The organism is Actibacterium mucosum KCTC 23349, from assembly GCF_000647975.1.
In the GTDB taxonomy this organism is placed as follows: Bacteria; Pseudomonadota; Alphaproteobacteria; order Rhodobacterales; family Rhodobacteraceae; genus Actibacterium; species Actibacterium mucosum.
The window spans coordinates 378,089-396,346 of the sequence record NZ_JFKE01000004.1 but is presented as its reverse complement, the minus strand read 5'-3'; the positions used below and the strand labels follow the sequence as shown (position 1 = coordinate 396,346).

The 18,258-nt window shown below is 62.0% G+C and carries 19 protein-coding genes; 8 read left to right on the top strand and 11 right to left on the bottom strand.

Going from position 1 to position 18,258, the window contains the following annotated elements; genetic code table 11:
* The first annotated feature begins 25 nt into the window (after window positions 1–25).
* The 3 genes from prfA (at window position 26) to ACMU_RS11215 (ending at window position 2,698) form a co-directional block, all read left to right on the top strand.
* Window positions 26–1,078, top strand: coding sequence for a peptide chain release factor 1 (gene prfA / locus ACMU_RS11225; RefSeq protein WP_035259496.1), 1,053 nt, complete (start codon window positions 26–28; stop codon window positions 1,076–1,078).
* The gene (gene prmC, locus ACMU_RS11220) at window positions 1,075–1,908 is read left to right on the top strand and encodes a peptide chain release factor N(5)-glutamine methyltransferase (protein WP_035259495.1); all 834 of its coding nucleotides are present in this window, start codon (window positions 1,075–1,077) and stop codon (window positions 1,906–1,908) included. The genes prfA and prmC overlap by 4 nt, the downstream gene beginning before the upstream one ends.
* A 226-nt stretch (window positions 1,909–2,134) precedes the next feature.
* Window positions 2,135–2,698 (top strand): DUF4167 domain-containing protein, encoded by a 564-nt coding sequence (locus ACMU_RS11215; RefSeq protein WP_035259493.1) that lies wholly within the window; start codon window positions 2,135–2,137, stop codon window positions 2,696–2,698.
* Window positions 2,699–2,709: 11 nt separating this feature from the next.
* On the opposite strand, the gene rsmA is transcribed toward ACMU_RS11215, so the two are convergent.
* Genes rsmA through lptF form a run of 6 tightly spaced genes read right to left on the bottom strand, consistent with a single transcriptional unit; the run spans window position 2,710 to window position 10,145 of the window.
* On the bottom strand, window positions 2,710–3,555 hold the full coding sequence (rsmA, locus tag ACMU_RS11210; RefSeq protein ID WP_035259492.1) for a 16S rRNA (adenine(1518)-N(6)/adenine(1519)-N(6))-dimethyltransferase RsmA: 846 nt from the start codon (window positions 3,553–3,555) through the stop codon (window positions 2,710–2,712).
* Between the two features lie 26 nt (window positions 3,556–3,581).
* Window positions 3,582–4,553, bottom strand: a complete 972-nt coding sequence (pdxA, locus tag ACMU_RS11205; RefSeq protein ID WP_035259490.1) for a 4-hydroxythreonine-4-phosphate dehydrogenase PdxA — start codon at window positions 4,551–4,553, stop codon at window positions 3,582–3,584.
* A complete protein-coding gene (locus ACMU_RS11200; protein ID WP_035259489.1) occupies window positions 4,550–5,755 on the bottom strand; it encodes a peptidylprolyl isomerase in 1,206 nt (401 codons plus the stop codon). Before ACMU_RS11200 ends, pdxA begins: the two co-directional genes overlap by 4 nt.
* Window positions 5,756–5,785: 30 nt before the next feature.
* Window positions 5,786–7,912, bottom strand: a complete 2,127-nt coding sequence (locus ACMU_RS11195) for an LPS-assembly protein LptD (RefSeq protein ID WP_051588282.1) — start codon at window positions 7,910–7,912, stop codon at window positions 5,786–5,788.
* Window positions 7,912–9,012 carry an LPS export ABC transporter permease LptG gene (gene lptG, locus ACMU_RS11190; protein ID WP_035259487.1) on the bottom strand — a complete coding sequence of 367 codons (1,101 nt, stop codon included), beginning with the start codon at window positions 9,010–9,012 and terminating at the stop codon, window positions 7,912–7,914. Before lptG ends, ACMU_RS11195 begins: the two co-directional genes overlap by 1 nt.
* Entirely contained in the window at window positions 9,009–10,145 is a 1,137-nt protein-coding gene (lptF, locus tag ACMU_RS11185) for an LPS export ABC transporter permease LptF (protein ID WP_035259486.1), read from the bottom strand. The genes lptG and lptF overlap by 4 nt, the downstream gene beginning before the upstream one ends.
* A 127-nt stretch (window positions 10,146–10,272) precedes the next feature.
* On the opposite strand from lptF, the gene ACMU_RS11180 reads away from it, so the two are divergent.
* On the top strand, window positions 10,273–11,742 hold the full coding sequence (locus ACMU_RS11180; protein ID WP_035259485.1) for a leucyl aminopeptidase: 1,470 nt from the start codon (window positions 10,273–10,275) through the stop codon (window positions 11,740–11,742).
* Window positions 11,742–12,209 carry a DNA polymerase III subunit chi gene (locus ACMU_RS11175; protein WP_035259484.1) on the top strand — a complete coding sequence of 156 codons (468 nt, stop codon included), beginning with the start codon at window positions 11,742–11,744 and terminating at the stop codon, window positions 12,207–12,209. The genes ACMU_RS11180 and ACMU_RS11175 overlap by 1 nt, the downstream gene beginning before the upstream one ends.
* A gap of 168 nt (window positions 12,210–12,377) precedes the next feature.
* Here the strand turns inward: ACMU_RS11175 and ACMU_RS11170 are convergent, their stop codons facing one another.
* From ACMU_RS11170 to ACMU_RS11160, 3 genes are read right to left on the bottom strand one after another with little or no spacing between them, the layout of a single operon-like run.
* Window positions 12,378–12,959, bottom strand: a complete 582-nt coding sequence (locus tag ACMU_RS11170; protein ID WP_035259482.1) for a retropepsin-like aspartic protease family protein — start codon at window positions 12,957–12,959, stop codon at window positions 12,378–12,380.
* A gap of 40 nt (window positions 12,960–12,999) precedes the next feature.
* On the bottom strand, window positions 13,000–13,626 hold the full coding sequence (locus tag ACMU_RS11165; RefSeq protein ID WP_035259480.1) for a MarC family protein: 627 nt from the start codon (window positions 13,624–13,626) through the stop codon (window positions 13,000–13,002).
* Window positions 13,627–13,628: 2 nt separating this feature from the next.
* Entirely contained in the window at window positions 13,629–15,473 is a 1,845-nt protein-coding gene (locus ACMU_RS11160) for an ABC-F family ATP-binding cassette domain-containing protein (RefSeq protein ID WP_035259839.1), read from the bottom strand.
* A 175-nt stretch (window positions 15,474–15,648) separates the two neighbouring features.
* Between ACMU_RS11160 and ndk the strand changes: the two genes are divergently transcribed.
* Both ndk and ACMU_RS11150 read left to right on the top strand, forming a co-directional pair.
* The gene (gene ndk, locus ACMU_RS11155) at window positions 15,649–16,071 is read left to right on the top strand and encodes a nucleoside-diphosphate kinase (RefSeq protein ID WP_035259837.1); all 423 of its coding nucleotides are present in this window, start codon (window positions 15,649–15,651) and stop codon (window positions 16,069–16,071) included.
* 114 nt (window positions 16,072–16,185) lie between these two features.
* Window positions 16,186–16,941 carry an SDR family NAD(P)-dependent oxidoreductase gene (locus ACMU_RS11150; RefSeq protein ID WP_035259479.1) on the top strand — a complete coding sequence of 252 codons (756 nt, stop codon included), beginning with the start codon at window positions 16,186–16,188 and terminating at the stop codon, window positions 16,939–16,941.
* Here the strand turns inward: ACMU_RS11150 and ACMU_RS11145 are convergent, their stop codons facing one another.
* On the bottom strand, window positions 16,942–17,376 hold the full coding sequence (locus tag ACMU_RS11145; RefSeq protein WP_035259477.1) for a hypothetical protein: 435 nt from the start codon (window positions 17,374–17,376) through the stop codon (window positions 16,942–16,944).
* 210 nt (window positions 17,377–17,586) lie between these two features.
* Between ACMU_RS11145 and ACMU_RS11140 the strand changes: the two genes are divergently transcribed.
* The gene (locus tag ACMU_RS11140; RefSeq protein WP_161635668.1) at window positions 17,587–17,880 is read left to right on the top strand and encodes a MarR family winged helix-turn-helix transcriptional regulator; all 294 of its coding nucleotides are present in this window, start codon (window positions 17,587–17,589) and stop codon (window positions 17,878–17,880) included.
* On the opposite strand, the gene ACMU_RS11135 is transcribed toward ACMU_RS11140, so the two are convergent.
* A complete protein-coding gene (locus tag ACMU_RS11135) occupies window positions 17,881–18,210 on the bottom strand; it encodes a TfoX/Sxy family DNA transformation protein (protein WP_035259476.1) in 330 nt (109 codons plus the stop codon). It lies immediately after the preceding gene.
* Window positions 18,211–18,258 lie beyond the last annotated feature (48 nt).

Sequence of the window (18,258 nt, the reverse complement as noted above, 5' to 3'; positions counted from 1 at the left end):
CCGTGCCCTTGCGCAAAACAACCCCATGGTTCCGTTTGAAAAACTCGATCAGATCACCCAGCGTTTCCAGTTTCTCGAGGCCAAGCTGGCCGCGGGGGACATGGCGGACTTCGCCCAGATCAGCCGCGAATATGCCGAGCTGAAGCCGGTGGCCGAACAGATCGCCGCATATCGCCAGTTGCTCGATGACATTGCCGAGGCCGAGGCGATGCTGGACGACCCCGAGATGCGCGAGCTGGCGCAGGAGGAACTGCCCGAGCTGCAAGCCCGGCTGCCCGGCACCGAAGAGGCGCTGCAACTGGCGCTGATCCCCAAGGACGCCGCCGACGCCCGCCCCGCCATTATCGAGATCCGCCCCGGCACCGGTGGGGACGAGGCGGCCCTGTTCGCCGGCGACCTGCTGCGCATGTATCAACGCTATGCCGAGGGGCGCGGGTGGAAGCTGAACATCCTTGAAGAAACGCAAAGCGAGCTGGGCGGGATCAAAGAGGTTGTTGCAAATGTGCAAGGCGACGGCGTCTTTGCCCGGCTGAAATACGAAAGCGGCGTGCACCGGGTGCAGCGCGTGCCCACCACCGAAAGCGGCGGGCGCATCCATACCTCGGCGGCCACCGTGGCCGTGTTGCCCGAGGCCGAGGAGGTCGATATCGACATCCCCGCCACCGATATCCGCATCGACACGATGCGCAGCTCGGGCGCGGGCGGGCAGCACGTGAACACCACCGATTCCGCCGTGCGCATCACCCATATTCCCACCGGGATTGTTGTCACCAGTTCCGAGAAATCACAGCACCAGAACCGCGCCATCGCCATGCAGGTCCTGCGCACCCGGCTTTACGATCTGGAACGTCAGCGCATCGACGACGAACGCAGCGCCGATCGCAAGAGCCAGGTCGGCTCGGGCGACCGGTCCGAACGCATCCGCACCTACAACTTCCCGCAGGGCCGCATGACGGATCACCGCATCAACCTGACGCTTTACAAGCTGGATCAGGTGATGACCGGTGAACTGGACGAGGTGATCGACGCCCTGATCACCGACGACCAGGCTCGTAAACTGGCGGAGATGGAGGGGTGAGGGTCCAGGACGGACTGCGCGCCCTGATCGACCATCTGAACGCTGCCAACATTCCGGATGCGCCGCGTGATGCGCGGATCATCATGGCCGCAGTGTTGGGCGTTGACAGGTCAAGGTTGACCTTGGCGGCTGGCGATCCGCTGAATGCCGACGTTCAAAAGGCCGCTCTGGCAATGGCCGCCCGTCGTGCTGCGCGCGAACCGCTCAGCCATATCGTTGGGCATCGCGCTTTTTATGGCCGCACGTTTCGCGTTTCGTCCGACGTTCTGGACCCGCGCCCGGAAACGGAAACACTGATTGCCGCCGCCCTTCAGGTCGCGTTCACAAAGGTGCTGGACCTTGGCACCGGCACAGGGGCGATCCTGCTGACATTGCTGGCCGAACGCGCAGAGGCGACGGGGTTGGGGACCGATCTGTCGGATGCCGCCCTCTGCATTGCACGTGAAAATGCCAAGGCATTGGGTCTGTCCACCCGGGCGGACCTGCGCCAAAGCGACTGGTTCCTGCGCGTCACGGGCAGGTTTGATCTGATTGTTTCCAACCCGCCCTACATCGCTTTGGACGAGATGCAGGCCCTGCAACCCGAAGTGCGCGAACACGAACCGCGTATGGCCCTTACCGACGAGGGTGACGGCTTGTCCGCTTACCGTACCATCTGTGACAGCGCACCAGCGCATCTGGCTCCCGGAGGGCACCTGATGGTTGAAATCGGTCCAACCCAGGCCACAGCTGTTTGCGCCATGATGCAACGCGCGGGTCTTGAAACGATCACCGTTCATAACGATCTGGATGGCAGGGACCGGGTTGTTGCCGCAAAGGCGCCCGGATAAGCCCCAAAACGTGGCCAATAGGGTGCAAACTGGTGTTTTTCGCGCCGGGTGCCCATTTTTTTACTTGTCTTGAACCCATTGCCATGTTTACTCAAAAGGGCGCGTGATCGGATGCTCAAGCATCCTCCGCGTTGTTAGCCAGAAAGTCCCAGACCTGCGTTTTTCATCAGCGCAAGAGGCGCCGAACGGGTCGGGATAGCCAAGATAAGGCTGGAACCAAGAAAACATGAGATCATCCAAGTCACGTTCGCGGTCAAAGAACAACCGTTCGCGCTCGGTCGGGAATATTGTCAACCGTGTGTTCGACAGCTCGGGCCCCGAGGGCAAGGTGCGCGGCACCCCGCAGCAAATCATTGACAAGTACAACCAGTTGGCCCGTGACGCCACCTTGTCCAATGACCGTGTTGCCGCCGAGAACTTCCAACAACATGCCGAGCATTACGCCCGCCTGCTGGGCGAAGCACAGCGCGAGCAGGAAGCCCGCCGCGAACAGCAAGAGGCGCAGAACCGCGAGCGTCAGCAGCAGCAACAGCAGCAGCGCGAACAACGCGAACAGCAGCAGGCAGAACAAAAGCCCGCCGAACCCGCCCCACAGCCCGAGGCTGAGGTTATCGCGCTGGACACAGCGGGCGAAGAACCTGCCGACAGCCTTGTGGTAGAGACCCCGGAAAACAAACCCGCCCCACGTCGCCGTGCCCCGCGCAAAAAGACGACGGCCGCGGCTTCCGAGGCACCGAAAACGGTTGAAGAACCGTCCGAGACCCCCAACGACACACCGGCTGCCGAATAACGGCAGCCTTTTCAGCCCGTGTTGCTGACCTGGCGCGCCAGGGCGCAGAACCCTTCGATCGGCACCTGCTCGGCCCGCATCGTCGGTTCAAGGCCCGCGGCGCGCAGATGATCCTCGATCCCTGGCGCAATGCCTTTCAGGCTGGCCCGCAGCATCTTGCGGCGCTGATTAAAGGCCGCGGCCACGACGCGCGACAGGGTGCCGGCGTCCGCGGGAAACAGCGGCTCGGCCCGCGCGGTCAGATGCACAACGGCCGAGTGAATCTTGGGCGGAGGGGTGAAAGCCTCGGGCGGCAGGGTCATGGCGATCTTGGCCTCGGCCCGCCACTGCGCCAGAATTGCCAGCCGCCCATAAGCTTTTGAACCCGGCTGCGCCACGATCCGTTCGGCCACCTCTTTTTGAAACATCAACGTCAGGCTCTGCCAATATGGTGGCCATTGCGGTGGTGTCAGCCAGCGCACCAGCAGCTCGGTTCCGACATTGTAAGGCAGGTTCGCGACAACACGGATCGGTGGGTTCAGATGCGCAAGCGGGTCCAATTCCAGCGCGTCGGCATTGATCACTTCAAGCTGACCCGGGTAAGCCGCGCCAATTTCGGCCAGCGCAGGCAGGCAACGCGCGTCCTTTTCCACGGCAAGCACGCGGCGCGCGCCTTCGGCCAGCAAACCACGCGTCAATCCGCCGGGGCCGGGGCCCACCTCTAAAACGTCGCAATCGCTCAACGCGCCGGCCTGCCGGGCAATCTTGGCGGTCAGGTTCAGGTCCAGTAGGAAATTCTGGCCCAGCGACTTCTTGGCAGACAGGCCATGTGTCGCAATAACCTGGCGCAAAGGGGGCAGACCATCGATCGCAGCCATGAATGTCCTTTCGCTTTCAGTGCCCGTCAGGCGGCAGCGCGGTGGCGGGCCATCTGGTTGGCCATACGCAGCGCTGCAATCAGGCTGGAGGCATCTGCGACGCCTTTGCCCGCAATGTCAAACGCGGTGCCGTGATCGGGCGAGCTGCGCAGAAATGGCAGGCCCAGCGAGACATTCACCCCACCGGCAAAGTCCAGCGTCTTGATCGGGATCAGCGCCTGATCGTGATACATGCATATCGCCGCATCATAGCGCGCCCGCGCGGGCGGATGAAACATCGTGTCGCCCGGAAGCGGCCCGGCAATCTGCATTCCTTCGGCCCGCATCGTGTCCAGCAAAGGCGCGATTAACTCGATCTCTTCACGGCCCATATGGCCGCCTTCGCCCGCATGCGGGTTCAGACCAGCGACGGCAAGGCGCGGCGAGGCAACACCAAAATCACGGATCAGGGCGGCGTGGGTGATTTCCAGCACCCTGCGCAGGTCATGCGGGTTCAGGGCCGCAGGCACCTCGGCCAGCGGGATGTGGATCGTGGCCGGCACAACCTTCAGCGCGTCGCAGGCCAGCATCATCACCACATCGTCCTGCCCGGCCAGCGCGGCCAGAAACTCTGTGTGGCCGGGATAGGCAAAGCCCGCACCTTCGCGCAAGATCTGCTTGGAAATCGGGTTGGTGCACAGGGCCGACGCCGCGCCGGACTGGGCCAGGTCAACCGCGCGCTCGATCCATCGAATAACGGCCGACGCGTTTTCCAGCGCAGGCTGCCCCGCTATAGCGGGCACCGCCATCTTGTCAGCCAACACGGGCAAAGACGTTGCTGACGCGGCTTCGCCGGGCGACGAAATCTCTTGAAACTTTGCACCATCGGGCAGGGCTGCCGGGTCGCCGACCAGGAAAAACGGCAATTCATCTTGCAAGGCATGCCAGGCGACAAGGCTCAATTCCGGGCCAACCCCGGCAGGGTCACCCATGGTCAGGGCTATGGGGGCGGTGGTCATGGAGTGCGGATGATGGCCTCGGCCCGCAGCTCGGCCAGGAAACCGTCGGCATAGGCCGTCAAACGCTGGTTGAACAGCTGGTTGCGGATCTGTCCACGATCCACTTCGATATCCAGTTCCGGTGTGCGGCTGCAAAGCATCAGCACCGACATGGTCACGCCTTGCCCAAAGATGACCGTTTCGTTCGGGTCCATTTTTGCAAGCGTCAGGGCAAGGTCGCCCTGCAATTCACTGACCAACGCACCAGAGAACAGCAGCCGTTCTTCCGGCTGCTTGTGTGCCACGCCGTACATGTCATCACAGGTGTCCACGCGGGCGCGCACCTTCTCGGCCTCTGTCACGTTGCCGGAGGGGATGAAATACTGCGCATAGTCGACGGACAATCCTTCGGCCTCGACCGGGTCATTCTCTTCGATCGCGCGCAGCTGGAACAGGGCAATGGCATTCGACAATGGAATCGGGTCGCTCACCTCGCCAGGGGCCAGCGCCAGAACCTGGCTGGCAAGGGCAGGGGGAAGGTTCGCGAGGTCCAGCCAGTCAATTCGTCCACTGCGGCCCGCAGAGGGCGAGACCGAGTAACGCCGCGCCGCCGATGCAAAGGCCTGTGGCGTCTTGATCTGGTCTTTCAGACGCTCGGCCAAGGCCTGGCTTTCTTCCTGAAAAGCCGGGGTATCCGCCCGCAGGATAATCTCGGACAGCAACACCCGCGCGGCACCGGCCTGCTGTGTCAACGCCAGCGCGCGGTCGATTTCGGCCTCGGTGATTTGGGCGCGCGGGCCAAACTGACCTTGCACCAATGCGCGCCATGCAACGCCGGCCGCAACAAAATCGCGGAAGGTCCGCACATCAACGCCCTCGCTGCCAATCGCGGCAACAAAAGGTTCCAGTTCCAGATTGGCACGACCGGCAAACTCGGTCATGCCGTCGATCACTTGTTCCTCGGTGACGCTCAGACCCGCGGCAACGGCGGCATCCAGCCGAAGGCGATCCTCGATCAAACCCTCCAACGCTTCTTCTTCCAGATCACCGGGCGCGCGCAGCAGTTGCAGCAGGCGGATGCGTTGCTCAACCTCCCAGTTGGTGATGGCCCGGTCGTTAACCAGAATGCGGGGGGCGAACAAACCACCGTCCTGCGCCATTGCCGGTACAATCCCGGCGAGGGTTACAAGAAAGAAGCTGGCGAGAATGCGAAATAGGGGCATGGTTTTTTTCTGCTCAGAGCTGTTATCGGCCTAAAACTTCACACAGTTGCGGCTAACCGGATCGGCTCGCGAGTTGCCGAAACCCGAAAGCGTCACCGTCAGCCCGAAATCGGTTGACGGCCTCACACTAGCCGAGGACGTGAAACGACGCGAGAGGGAAAGATCGACAACCACGCATTCGTTGCGGAATTCCAGACCCAGCCCGGTTTCCGCCGCGCGGTTTTGTTCAATGTCATATCGCCAGTCCAGACGCCCGGTCCAGTTCGCGTTGAAGCGATATCCGCCATCAAACTGTACTTCTGAAATATCGGTGGCTTGGTTCGCGGTCAGGTCCGCGGCACTCCACAGGTACGAGGTTGCGAAATTGGCGCGATCGCTGTTCCATCCAACGCGCAACTCGTTCTGCGAAAAGGACAATTGATCATCGAACAACATCCGGTTGCCCAGCGTCAGCCCGGTTCCGGTGTCTACCCGCACCGCCGCCAGCCAATCGCTGGTATAGCCGTTCAACCCGGTGCTGGTGTCAAACTGTGCCGAAGGTTTCTCGCGGATGACACGGCCTAACGTCGCACCAAAGCTGAGACCGGTTTGGGTGTAGCGTGTCCAGTTGACACCCAGGTTCAGGCGTAAACCTTCCTCAACCGCGTCTGATCCGGGGAACCGGTTGAGGGCGAACAGGTTGCCCTCGTCAAACTCGACGGCAAGACTGTCCTCGTTCGCGATATTCCTGTTGCCGGCCTGGCTCCAGACCAGTTGGGCAATGGGCTCCAACGTATCGACGGCACCGCCCGTGGTGTTCCGGATCATCGGCCAACGCAGTTCAACCGCGCCAAACTGAGCGCTCCGAAAAATTGCATCAGGACGCAAACTGTCGTCCTGATACTTGAAATAATCCGCATGCAGCGCGCCGGTAAAGCCAAGAACCACACCGTTATTGGTGGTCCAGTCGCGATGCCAGTTTAGCCGGGCCGAGGCGCGTTCAAGGTCACGGCCCAACGTGTCAGCGCCCGACGGGCGGTTAAATGCAAACAGGTCAAATTCGGCCGTGGCGATGCCTCCGACCGGACCGGGGACAAACCGACGTGTCCACGAACCGCTGACAATCGTGCGCGGCAGCGTGCCCGAGTCTTCGCCGCTGCGCAGGGTTTCATAATATGTTGCGTTCGCGGTGATTTGTTCATCACGCAGGGTGCGGGACAGGGTAATGGGGCTTGCCAGACGGTCCGCACTGTCAATGCTATAGTCCAGCAGATAGGCCTCGTCCGAAACTGTGCGCAGATCAAATTCCAGCTTGAACTCACGCGGCAGGTCAAAGTCGCCGCTTGCATAAAGGTAGCCACGGTTCCGACTTGTCAGAATGTCATCGCGCGTGCCCGCCGCGTTGACCTCGATCTCGCCATTTCGAAACGCCTGCCGATAGCGCAGGCCCAGCGTGCGCGACCGGCGCGACAGGAACGGTGCCAGTGTCAGGTCCGCGTGATCACCCAAGGTGATGAAATAGGGCACCTCGATCCCGAGGCCCACGAGGTTCGACGCCCGAACGCGCGGCAGAAGGAACCCGGTGGCACGCTCCAACGTGGGGTCCGGCAGCCGCAAACGCGGCAGGTACATGACCGGCAGGCCTGCGACCTCGAACCGGGCATCATCAAAGTAGATTTGCCGTTCTTCCTGATCGTGAATGATGCGCCGGGCCCGGATCTGCCACAACGGCACCCCGCCGTCGCACACGGTGCAGGACGTGGCGACCGTGTTGTCCAGAACGGAAAAGCGGTCGCCGACCCGGTGCAGGTTCGCCGCAGCCAGTTGCAGCTGCTGGTCCAGAACCAGTCGCGCCGATTTCAGGATGCCCGCAGTCAGATCGGCCGAAAGCTCGCCACTGTCCGCCAGAACGATGTCGCCGTTTTCTGCAACCAGGCTCAGCGGCCCATCGATCAGGATGATGTCCTCGGCACGGCGATATTCGATGCGCGTTGCCCGCAGGATATGGGGGCCATACAAAACTTCGACATGGCCCTCGGCGATCAGGATGTCGTTGCGTGCCCCGGTGACCGAGATTTGATCGGCCAGCAGGGTTGCCGGCGCTGGCTCCTGCTGCTGCGCGACGACAGGGAGGGAAAGCCAGATCATGGCCAAGAGAGCCCCAAGAATCGCGCGCATCAACCGTCCTCCAGATGCAAAACAACGCCCAACGACAGGAAAATCGCAATAACAGGCGGGGCCCAGGCCGCAAGGGCTACGGGTATTTGTCCGTTTTCGCCCAGAACTTGGGCAAAGCTGCGCAAGAAAAACAGGGCCAAACCCATTCCAAGCGCCATAAGAACCATCACGCCCGTGCGCCCAAACCGAGTGTGACGCATGGTGAAACCGGCCGCGATCAAGACCATGGCGACAAATACCAACGGTAGCGCCAGTTCCATTTGCAGCCAGACACGGTGTCTTTGGGCCGAGAAGCCCGCGCGTTCAAGCGCCTCGATAAAGGCCGGTAACTCCCACACCGGGATGGCCGAGGGCGCGCCGAAGCTGTCGCGAATACGGTCGCGGGTCAGGTCCGTTGGCAGTGACATCGTTGCGTGGGTTGTTGCGCCCTGTTCCGGGTTGGTGACCTCGGCCGCCAGTTCCCAGCGTTTCACCTCGCTCAGCAGCCACATGCCATCGCCCAGTTCCGCCGACGCCGCCTGAATGCGATAAATCGGTCCTGCATCGGGGGCAAAGGCGACAATGGTCACATCAAACAGGCTGGTTCCGTCCAGGTTGGACCGCGCTGCGCGCAAAACCACCTGTCCGTCCGCGTTGCCCTGACGCATCCACAAGCCACCGCGATTCAGCGACAGGACCGACGGGGTTCCGACACTCAGCGTGGATTTTTGGACCTCGTATTGCTTGGACGTGGCAGCGACCATGGGGTTCAATACCCCCACGCTGAAGGCGCCCACGACCAGGATTGCGATCACCGGTGCGGCCAGGCTGCGCAGGGCCGAACGCCCCGCGGCCCGGCTGACCACCAATTCGGATGTTCGCGCAAGGCTCAGGTACAGCGCCAACGTGGCCAGCAAGACAACCAGGGGCAGGATCTGATAAAGCGCCGTCGGCACGCTCAGCAACGACAGTTGCAGTGCCTGGCCCGACGAAATCTCTCCACCCCCGAACTGCCGCAGTTGGTCAACGACGTCCAACATCAGCAGAAACAGCAGGAAAACCGCCAGAACACTCAGCAATGTCAGCAGGAATTTGCGCGCGAAATACATGTGCAGTTTCATGCCGTCGCCTCCGGAAGGGGGCGTTTCGCGCGCTTGCCGAAATCTGGCCGTCCCGCGATCCAAAACATGATGCAGGCCACGGCAATCCCGGCAACCGGTGGAAAGTAAACCGCGATCCACAGGTTTTCGTCCGAGCGTGCCAATTGCCCAGAGGAATTGTCCAGCGCTTGCAGGATGATCAACAGGACAAATGCGAACAGGATCTGTCGCCAAAGGCCAAACCGGCTGAACCCGCCCAATAGCAAGGCACCCAGTCCGATCAGGGCCGCTGCCACCGCCAGGAAGGGTTGCGAAATTCGCGCGTGGCCTTCGTAAAGAAAACTCGCCCGCGTTTCGCCCGCCAAGGCCACGATCACCGGATCGGCCTGCAGCAGGGTCATCGTTGGCAGGCCCTGCATGTCCACGCGCTGATCCGAACGCACGGCAATCATCCCGGCCACGTCATAGACGGCGTCCTGAAAGCGGGTTGTCGACATCGTGTTCGACCCAACCCGCAACACCTGCGCCATTCCGTTGAACATCACCAGCTTTGGGCCGTCCTCGGCCGAGACAAGCAACGCCCGCTCGGCGGTATAGGTAATGTCTTGCCCCGGTACGGTTTCGTCGACCAGCAGCAAGTCGTTCAACTCACCCAGCGGCGTGATCTCGCCGATGAAAATCGTTATCCCCTTGGAAGGATGGATGAATTGCCCCTCGACCAGAATCTGCGCCGCGATGTCCTCGGATATCTCTGCAGACCTTTCGCGCAGTTCAGCGCGGCTTGCCGGAACCAGGACATGGTTCAAAACCGACACCAGCGCCGCAACCAGCAGGCCAAAAACCAGGACCGGACGCGCCAGCCGAAACGGGGAAAGGCCCATCGCCTGCGCCACCACCAGCTCGCTGTCCGATGTCAGGCGGTTGATCGCGTAAACCGTTGCGGCAAAACCGGAAACTGGCAGGACCAGCCGAACCACATTTGGCAGCGACAAGGCCGTGAACTGCAAGAACACCAATGCCGACTGTCCGTCGCCGATCAACTGATCAAACAGCCCAACCGCCCGGTTGACCCAGTAGACCGAAACCAGGACCAGCGAGAAGAAGCCGAACAGCACCACAAGCTGCGACAGGATATAGCGATCAAATCGCGGCAAATGTCCCCCCCAGGACAACAGGATCGAGCGCGACCCTAGACGATCTGTGGGGCGGGGAAAACTGCTATCTGGTCATGTGGCCTGCAAGCGCATAAGTCTTGGTGGAGAACATTTCCGGAGAATGCCGATGACCACCCCACCCATTATTGAGTTTCAGCCTACAGAGATTGACGCAATCGCTGCGACCGAAGGGCGGGTCGCGCTTTTGATCGGCGCCGAGGGCAAGCTCGATCAGGCGGCTCGGCGGGTCAACAAACTGTCCCGGGGCGCGCTGGTCCGATTCGTCGAAAGCGAGGCTTTTGCCAAGATGAAATCCGGTCAGGCCAAGACATTGGCGTTCCCGGCCGGCATGGCTGCCGAGGCAATCGACGTCGTGCGCCTGGAACGCCGCCCCTCGCAAGACGATGCGCGGAAGGCAGGCGCGGCTCTGTCCAAGTTGCGCGGCGATGCGGCGCTACTGCTTCTGGCGGGGTCAAACTCCAAGGTGCACGAAGTTGCCCTGGGCCTTGCGCTGCGCGACTACAACTTTAATGCGCACAAAACGGCCGAGGCGTCGGCGCGTGGCACAATAACCGTTATGTGTTCCAAGCCCGAAGAAACCGCCGCTGCCGCGGCCCCCATGGCCGCGCTGGCCGAGGGGGTGTTCTTTACCCGCGACCTGACGAACGAGCCTGCAAACATCCTGACAACCGAAGATTTCGCCGCACGCCTGGCTGCGATGCAAGAGATCGGACTGGACGTTGAAATTCTGGAAGAGGACGCGCTGGAAAAGCTTGGTATGCGTCTTCTCCTGTCGGTTGGTCATGGCTCGGCCAGCCCTTCCAAGGTTGTGGTCATGCGCTGGAACGGTGGTGAGAAAGACGCGGCCCCGCTGGCCCTTGTTGGCAAAGGTGTGGTCTTTGACACCGGCGGCATCTCGCTGAAACCGGCCGGCGGCATGGAAGACATGACCATGGATATGGGCGGCGCGGGTGTTGTATCGGGCGTTATGCGGGCCCTGGCACTGCGCAAGGCGCCGGCCAATGTGGTTGGCCTTGTGGGGCTGGTGGAAAACATGCCATCCGACCGCGCCACACGTCCCGGCGATGTAGTGACCTCGATGAAAGGCGACACGGTTGAGATCATCAATACCGATGCCGAGGGGCGTTTGGTGCTGGCCGATGTGCTGTGGTACGCGCAGCAGGAATATAAACCGGCGGCGATTGTGAACCTGGCCACGCTGACCGGCGCGATGATCATTGCGCTGGGTCACGAAAACGCCGGTGTGTTTTCGAACGATGACAGCTTTGCCGCCGATTTCCTGAAATCCGCCGCGGCCGAGGGCGAAGGGGCATGGCAACTGCCCCTGTCACCAGCCTATGACAAGCTGCTGGACAGCCGCATCGCTGATATGAAGAACATCGGCGGCCGACCGGCGGGTTCGATCACCGCGGGCCAGTTCTTGCAGCGTTTTGTTCAGGACGGAACCCCGTGGATCCACCTGGACATTGCAGGTGTGGCGTCGGTCAAATCGGAAACGGCGTTGGCGCCCAAAGGGGCCACCGGCTGGGGCGTTCTGGCGCTGGACCGGCTGGTGCGTGACCGGTTCGAGGGCTGATGGCCGAAGTCTTTTTCTATCACCTTACACGCCGCGGGCTGGCGGATGTGCTGCCCCCGCTACTGGATCGCGCGCTGGCCCAAGGCTGGCGGGTGGCCCTGCGTGGCACGGATGAGGGGCGTCTGCGGCAGCTGGATGGCCAACTGTGGCTGGCAGGCGAGGAAAGCTTTCTGCCCCACGGGTTGGCCGGATCGGGGTTTGACGCGGATCAGCCGGTACTACTGACCGCCGCTTCGGACGCGCCAAACAACGCGGAGTGCGTCATGGCCATCGATGGGGCCGAGATCGCCGAGGGAGAGGTCGCTGGACTGTCCCGCGCCTGTGTCCTCTTTGACGGTAATGACGAGGAGGCGCTGAACCACGCGCGTGGCCAGTGGAAACGCCTGACCGGGGCCGGGATCGGCGCGCAATACTGGTCCGAGGAATCCGGCCGTTGGGAGAAGAAGGCTGAACACAGCGCAACGTAACCAAATGGAGCGCCTGACGGCGCAAGTGATATCTCGCGCCCTGCCTTGCGGCCGGGCCCTCGGGTTGTCGCGGGGCAAAAGCTAGCAACGACCACCGACCCGAGCCCAAAGCCGCAGGCGACGGGCGAGATAAGGGAAATGCGCCGTCAGGCGCGCAATTTAACAGGGTCAGCGGATCAGGCGCATCGTGTCCCGGGTGATCTCCACCCGTTCGAACCGGTCCAGATAGCTCATCCCCAGAAGCGAGCCATTCAATTCGCCTTCGTTCACCCAGGCGCGCACGTTTCGGTCGCTCAGCTCGCCAATACGCAGCTCGTCCAGTTTCACCATTGCGGTGCGCACCTCGCCGTTGGCGGTGTTGGCGCGTCCCAGGAAAACCAGGCGATCCGTGTCGATCCCGACCCGCGCTGCATCTTCCATCGACAACACGATGGTGGTCGCGCCCGTGTCTACAACGAACCGCACGGCTGTGTCGTTCACATCCGCCAGCATGTAGAAATGCCCATCCGGTGCACGGGGCAACTCGACCACGCCCTGATCGGCAATCACCGTCTGACGCGGCAAAACATCGTCGCGCATGTTTTCCCAAAGACCGGCCGCCGCGATCACACCGACAAAGATCAGCGCCCAGATGGATGCTTGTTGCAGCATTGCCCCAAGACGGTGGCGGTTCTGGATCAGGAAATAGCCGCCGATCACCAGCAAAAGCAGCGACAGATAGGCCAACTGGCCAAAATCGTTCTCAGACATCGGGTTCCCTTCGGGGTTACCCTTTGAATGTAGGGGCGGATCAGCCCGCCGCCAAGGTCAGACCGAAATCGCGCAGCCCGTCCAGAACGAACTGCACCGACAAGGCCGCCAGCAACATGCCCAATAGCCGTGTGACCACGTTGATGCCGGTTTTGCCCAAGACGCGCTCCAGCAGGCCTGCCGTCAAAAACATCAGGAACCCCAGCACAACAACCACCAGCATGATGCCCATCACCCCGGTCAATGCCACCATGTCGCCCTCAACCTCGCCGGCCAGCAGGATCATCGACGCCATAGAGCCGGGACCAGCCAGCAGCGGCGTGGCCAGCGGGAACACCGAGGGGTCGGGTCGGTCATCCTCGGCCTGATCCTCGCGCCGCTTGGTGCGCCGTTCAAACAGCATGTCCAGCGCGGTCAGGAACAACAACAGCCCCCCGGCGATGCGAAAGGCAGGCATGGAAATGCCGACAAAGCCCAGAACGGCCTCGCCCAACAGCCCGAACAGCGCCAGCAGGCCAACGGCAATTACACAAGCCCGCAGGGCGATGCGGCGGCGCTCGGACGCGCTCATCCCTTGTGTCAGCGCCGCAAACAGCGGGGTCAGCCCGATGGGATCGATGATCACGAACATCGTGACGAAGGCCGAGATGTAAAAGGTTGTATCCATGATCAGCCCTCGGCGACTTCCAGCTTTTCCAACGCCGCCATCCACAGCGCCTCGGCCCGGTCCAGCCCGTCCATCACCTCGGCATATTTCTTTTGCCAAATGGCGGCCTCGTCGGCTTTGCCGTCCTCGTACATCTCGGGCGCGGCCAGTTTCACCGACAGCTTGTCGCGCATATCGTTCAGCTTTGTCACCCTGTCCTCGCATTTGCGCACCTCGGCGCGCAGCGCGAGGATCTGGTCACGCGACGGGCGCGCAGGCTTGGGTTTTTCGGCCTTTCTGGCCGGTTTGTCGCTTGCCAGCAGCAGGCGGCGATAAGCCTCCAGATCATCGTCAAACGGCGCCACGCGCCCGTCTTTGACCAGCCAAAGCCGGTCGGCCACCATCGACAGCAGATGCATATCGTGGCTGACCAAAATCACCGCGCCGGAATAGGCGGTCAGCGCCTGCACCAGCGCCTCGCGGCTTTCGATATCCAGATGGTTGGTGGGTTCGTCCAGGATCAGCAGATGCGGCGCGTCCAGCGTGGCCAACAGCAGGCTCAGCCGCGCTTTTTGGCCGCCCGACAGCCGGCCCACCTCGGTCTCGGCCTGATCGGCGCCCAGACCAAACCCCGCCAGCCGCGCGCGCAGTTTCGACTGCACCTCGCCCGGGCGTTCCCGCGCGATATGCTGCAGCGGCGTTTCCTCCACCCGCAGCTCATCCACCTGATGCTGCGCAAAGAACCCGATCCGCAGTTTCGAGGCCGTGGTGATGCGCCCGCCCATCGCCACCAGCCGCCCCGACAACAGCTTGGACAGGGTCGATTTGCCCTGACCGTTTTTACCCAACAGCGCGATCCGGTCATCCTGATCAATGCGCAGCGTCAGTTTTGACAGCACCGCATTGCCATCATACCCGACCGAGGCGCTTTCGGTGGCCACAATCGGCGGCGACAGTTCTTCGGGTTCAGGGAATGTGAAGACCACGCGCGCCTCGTCCTCGGGCGCGGTGATCGTCTCCATCTTTTCCAGCATCTTCACCCGGCTTTGCGCCTGCTTGGCCTTTGTGGCCTTGGCCTTGAACCGGTCGACAAAGCTTTGCAGATGCGCCCGCCGCGCCTCTTGCTTTTTGGCCTGCGCGGCCTGCACGGCGCGCTGTTCGGCGCGTTGGCGGGCAAACTGGTCGTAAGGGCCCTGCCACAGCGTCAGCTTGCGGTTGTCCAGATGCAGGATTGCGCCCACCGCGCGGTTCAGCAGGCCCCGGTCGTGGCTGATGATCAGCACCGTGTGCGGATATTTGGCCAGATACGCCTCAAGCCACAGCGCGCCTTCAAGGTCCAGATAGTTCGTCGGTTCGTCCAAGAGCAACAGATCGGGCTGCGCAAACAGCACCGCGGCCAAAGCCACCCGCATGCGCCAGCCGCCCGAAAAGGCCGAACACGGCATGCGCTGTTCGGCATCGTCAAACCCCAGACCCTTCAGGATCGAGGCCGCCCGCGCCTCGGCCGACCACGCGTCGATATCGGCCAGCCGCGTCTGCACCTCGGCAATGCGTGTGGGGTCGGTGGCGGTTTCGGCCTCGGCCATCAACGCGGCGCGCTCGGTATCGGCGGCCAGCACCGTGTCCAGCAACGAGACCTCGTTGCCCGGTACCTCCTGGCTGACGCCACCAATGCGGGCGCGGGCGGGCAATTCGATTGCGCCACCCTCCAGCGTCAGGTCACCCCGGATCAGGTTAAACAGCGTGGTTTTACCCGCACCGTTGCGGCCCACTAGCCCCACCTTGTGCCCGGCAGGGATGGTGGCCGAGGCGCCATCGAACAGCGGCCTGCCTTCAACCGAATAGGATATGTCAGAAATGCGCAGCATGCCGCAGCACTGACCCACTCCATCGCTGGTGTCAACACGGGCAATAGGTGCTGCAAATCCGCGCATGGGCCTCAATTCGCGAATGACGCTTTCCAAAGCCTTTCTGCCATGCTAGGCGGGCCGCGATTTATTGCGCCGGGCAGGGGCCCGTCGCCCCAGCAAGAAAGACACGATCATGGCAATTCAACGCACCTTTTCGATCATCAAGCCCGACGCCACCAAGCGCAACCTGACCGGCGCCATCAACGCCAAGCTGGAGGCCGCCGGCCTGCGCATCGTGGCGCAAAAGCGCATTCACCTGACCAAGGCGCAGGCTGGCGTGTTCTATGCCGTGCATGCCGAGCGTCCGTTCTATGACGAACTGTGCGAGTTTATGGCGTCCGAGCCGATTGTTGTGCAGGTTCTGGAAGGCGAAGACGCCATCGCGAAAAACCGCGAAGTGATGGGCGCCACCAACCCTGCCGAAGCCGACGAAGGCACCATCCGCAAGGAATTCGCCCTGTCGATCGGCGAAAACTCGGTCCACGGTTCGGATGCCGAGGAAACCGCCGCGGTCGAGATTGCCTATTTCTTCTCCGGTCTCGAGCTGGTTGGCTAAGCTTTACCGCTTTTTAAAACGATCCAAAGCCCGGGTATTGCGCCCGGGCTTTTTCTGTCTTCACAGGACCGCGCGCAGCCTCTAGCGTTTGCCTGACGGCAAAAGGGCAATTCGATGAAATGTGCAATTGTTACCGGCGCGGCGCGCGGCATTGGTCTGGCTACCGCCAAAAAGATGCTGGCTGACGGCTGGCGCGTGGTTCTGGCCGATTGGGACGCGGACGAGCTGACATCGGTCTGCGCGGTTTTGGGGGACAACGCCCTGCCACTGGTTACCGATGTCTCCAACCCCGAACAGGTCAACGCGATGATCGCGGGTACGCTGAACTGGGCCGGGCGACTGGACGCGATTGTCAACAACGCCGGTGTCGCGGATTTTGGCCCGATCGAGGACACCGACTTTGCCCGCTGGCGCGCGGTGATGGATGTAAATCTGGACGGCGTTTTCCTGTGCAGTCAGGCGGCGATTGCCGCGCTCAAGGCGCAGGGCGGGGCGATTGTGAACATTGCCTCGATCTCGGGTTTGCGGGCGTCAACGCTGCGCGTGGCCTATGGCACGTCCAAGGCTGCGGTGATCCAGCTGACCAAACAGCAGGCGGCGGAGCTGGGCGAATATGGTATCCGCGCCAATTGTGTCTGCCCCGGTCCGGTGCGGACGAAACTGGCCATGGCCGTGCACAGCCAAGAGATCATCGATGCCTATCACGACGCCATCCCGCTGAACCGATATGGGACCGAGGAAGAGCTGGCCAATGTCATCACCTTCCTCTGCTCGGATCAGGCCAGCTATGTGACAGGGCAGGTCGTGGCGGTGGATGGTGGGTTTGAATCCACCGGCGTGGGCCTTCCGGCGCTGCGTGCAACAGACTGATCAGGCGCGTGAGGCGCGCCAGACCCAGATGCTCAGCACGATGGCACTGCCCGATACCAGCGTCATCACCGTGCCTGGCATGAAGTGCACAAATCCCGGCAGGTCGACAAACAACAGATAGCCCAGATCGGCCAACCCGCCGACCATCGCCGTGACCCACAGCGCGGTGCGCGACCCGCGCCAGATCATCACGCCGCCGATCACCGTTGCCGCACCGAACCACAACAGATTCCATCCATGCTGGTTCAGAATGCCGCCCACCGCCTCGTGATAGCTGTGCACCAAAGCTTCGGCCGGAACCGCGTCGGCAATGGCAGCAAAGCCACCCGAAGCGTCGGATGACAACACGATCACCCCGGCCAGCATATGCACCAGCCCCCAAATGACCCAAAGCACGGTTACGAGTTTCACAACATTGGTCTGTGTGGCTGACATGGTTGCTTCCGGTTCGCGCGCCCTTGGCGGCGGCTGAAAGAATGAGTATGTTGACTTTATCAACAAATATTGTGGACATAGTTAACTAAAATCATGCCCGATGCCGATATTGCTCGCCTCACCGATCGTTTTATGCGCCAGATTCAGTCGCGCCTGAATCGCGCTGCACCGCAATTTGACCGCTTCCACGTTGGGCCGGGCGGAGGCATGATGTTGATGACCCTGGCCGAGATCGCGCCCGCGCGCCTGCATCAGCTGGTCGAGCAAATGGCGCGCGACAAGTCGCAAATCACCCGTCAGGTCAAAGTGTTAGAGGGGAAGGGGCTGATCACACGTGCGCCAGACCCGGATGACGCGCGGGGCTGGGTCCTGTCGCTGTCACCACTGGGTGAGACCTTTGTGGCCGAGTTGGAGCATGCCGTCGCCGATGCCCTGTCCAATGTTCTGGCGCCCTTGTCCCCGCAAGACACAGAGACGCTGCGCAACCTTTTGGCGCGGCTTTGATCAGCGGCGTTCGACCACCCCGATCTCGTTCAGGATCTTCTCAATCCCGGCCAGAGGGCCGGGCCTAACCCGCGCCTTGATCGCATCGAACCGTTTGCGCAGATCGGCTTTTTCCTTGCCTTTGCAATCGTTCCATGGCCGCCCCTGCAACCCCATCACCAGCACGTAATAGCCGATGAAATGCGGTTGTGTGCCGGATTGGATCAACCGGGCATAGGTCTCGTCCGGGCCCAGTTCGCGCACCGTATCGGCGGAATGGATACCCGCGCGTGCACAGGCAGCCTCCATCGCGGGGCCGAGGTTGCGGATACTTGAAACAGGGTCAGACATGCGCGGATCCGTGCTGTGTTGTTTACAGCTACCGCGCTGAACCCCGTT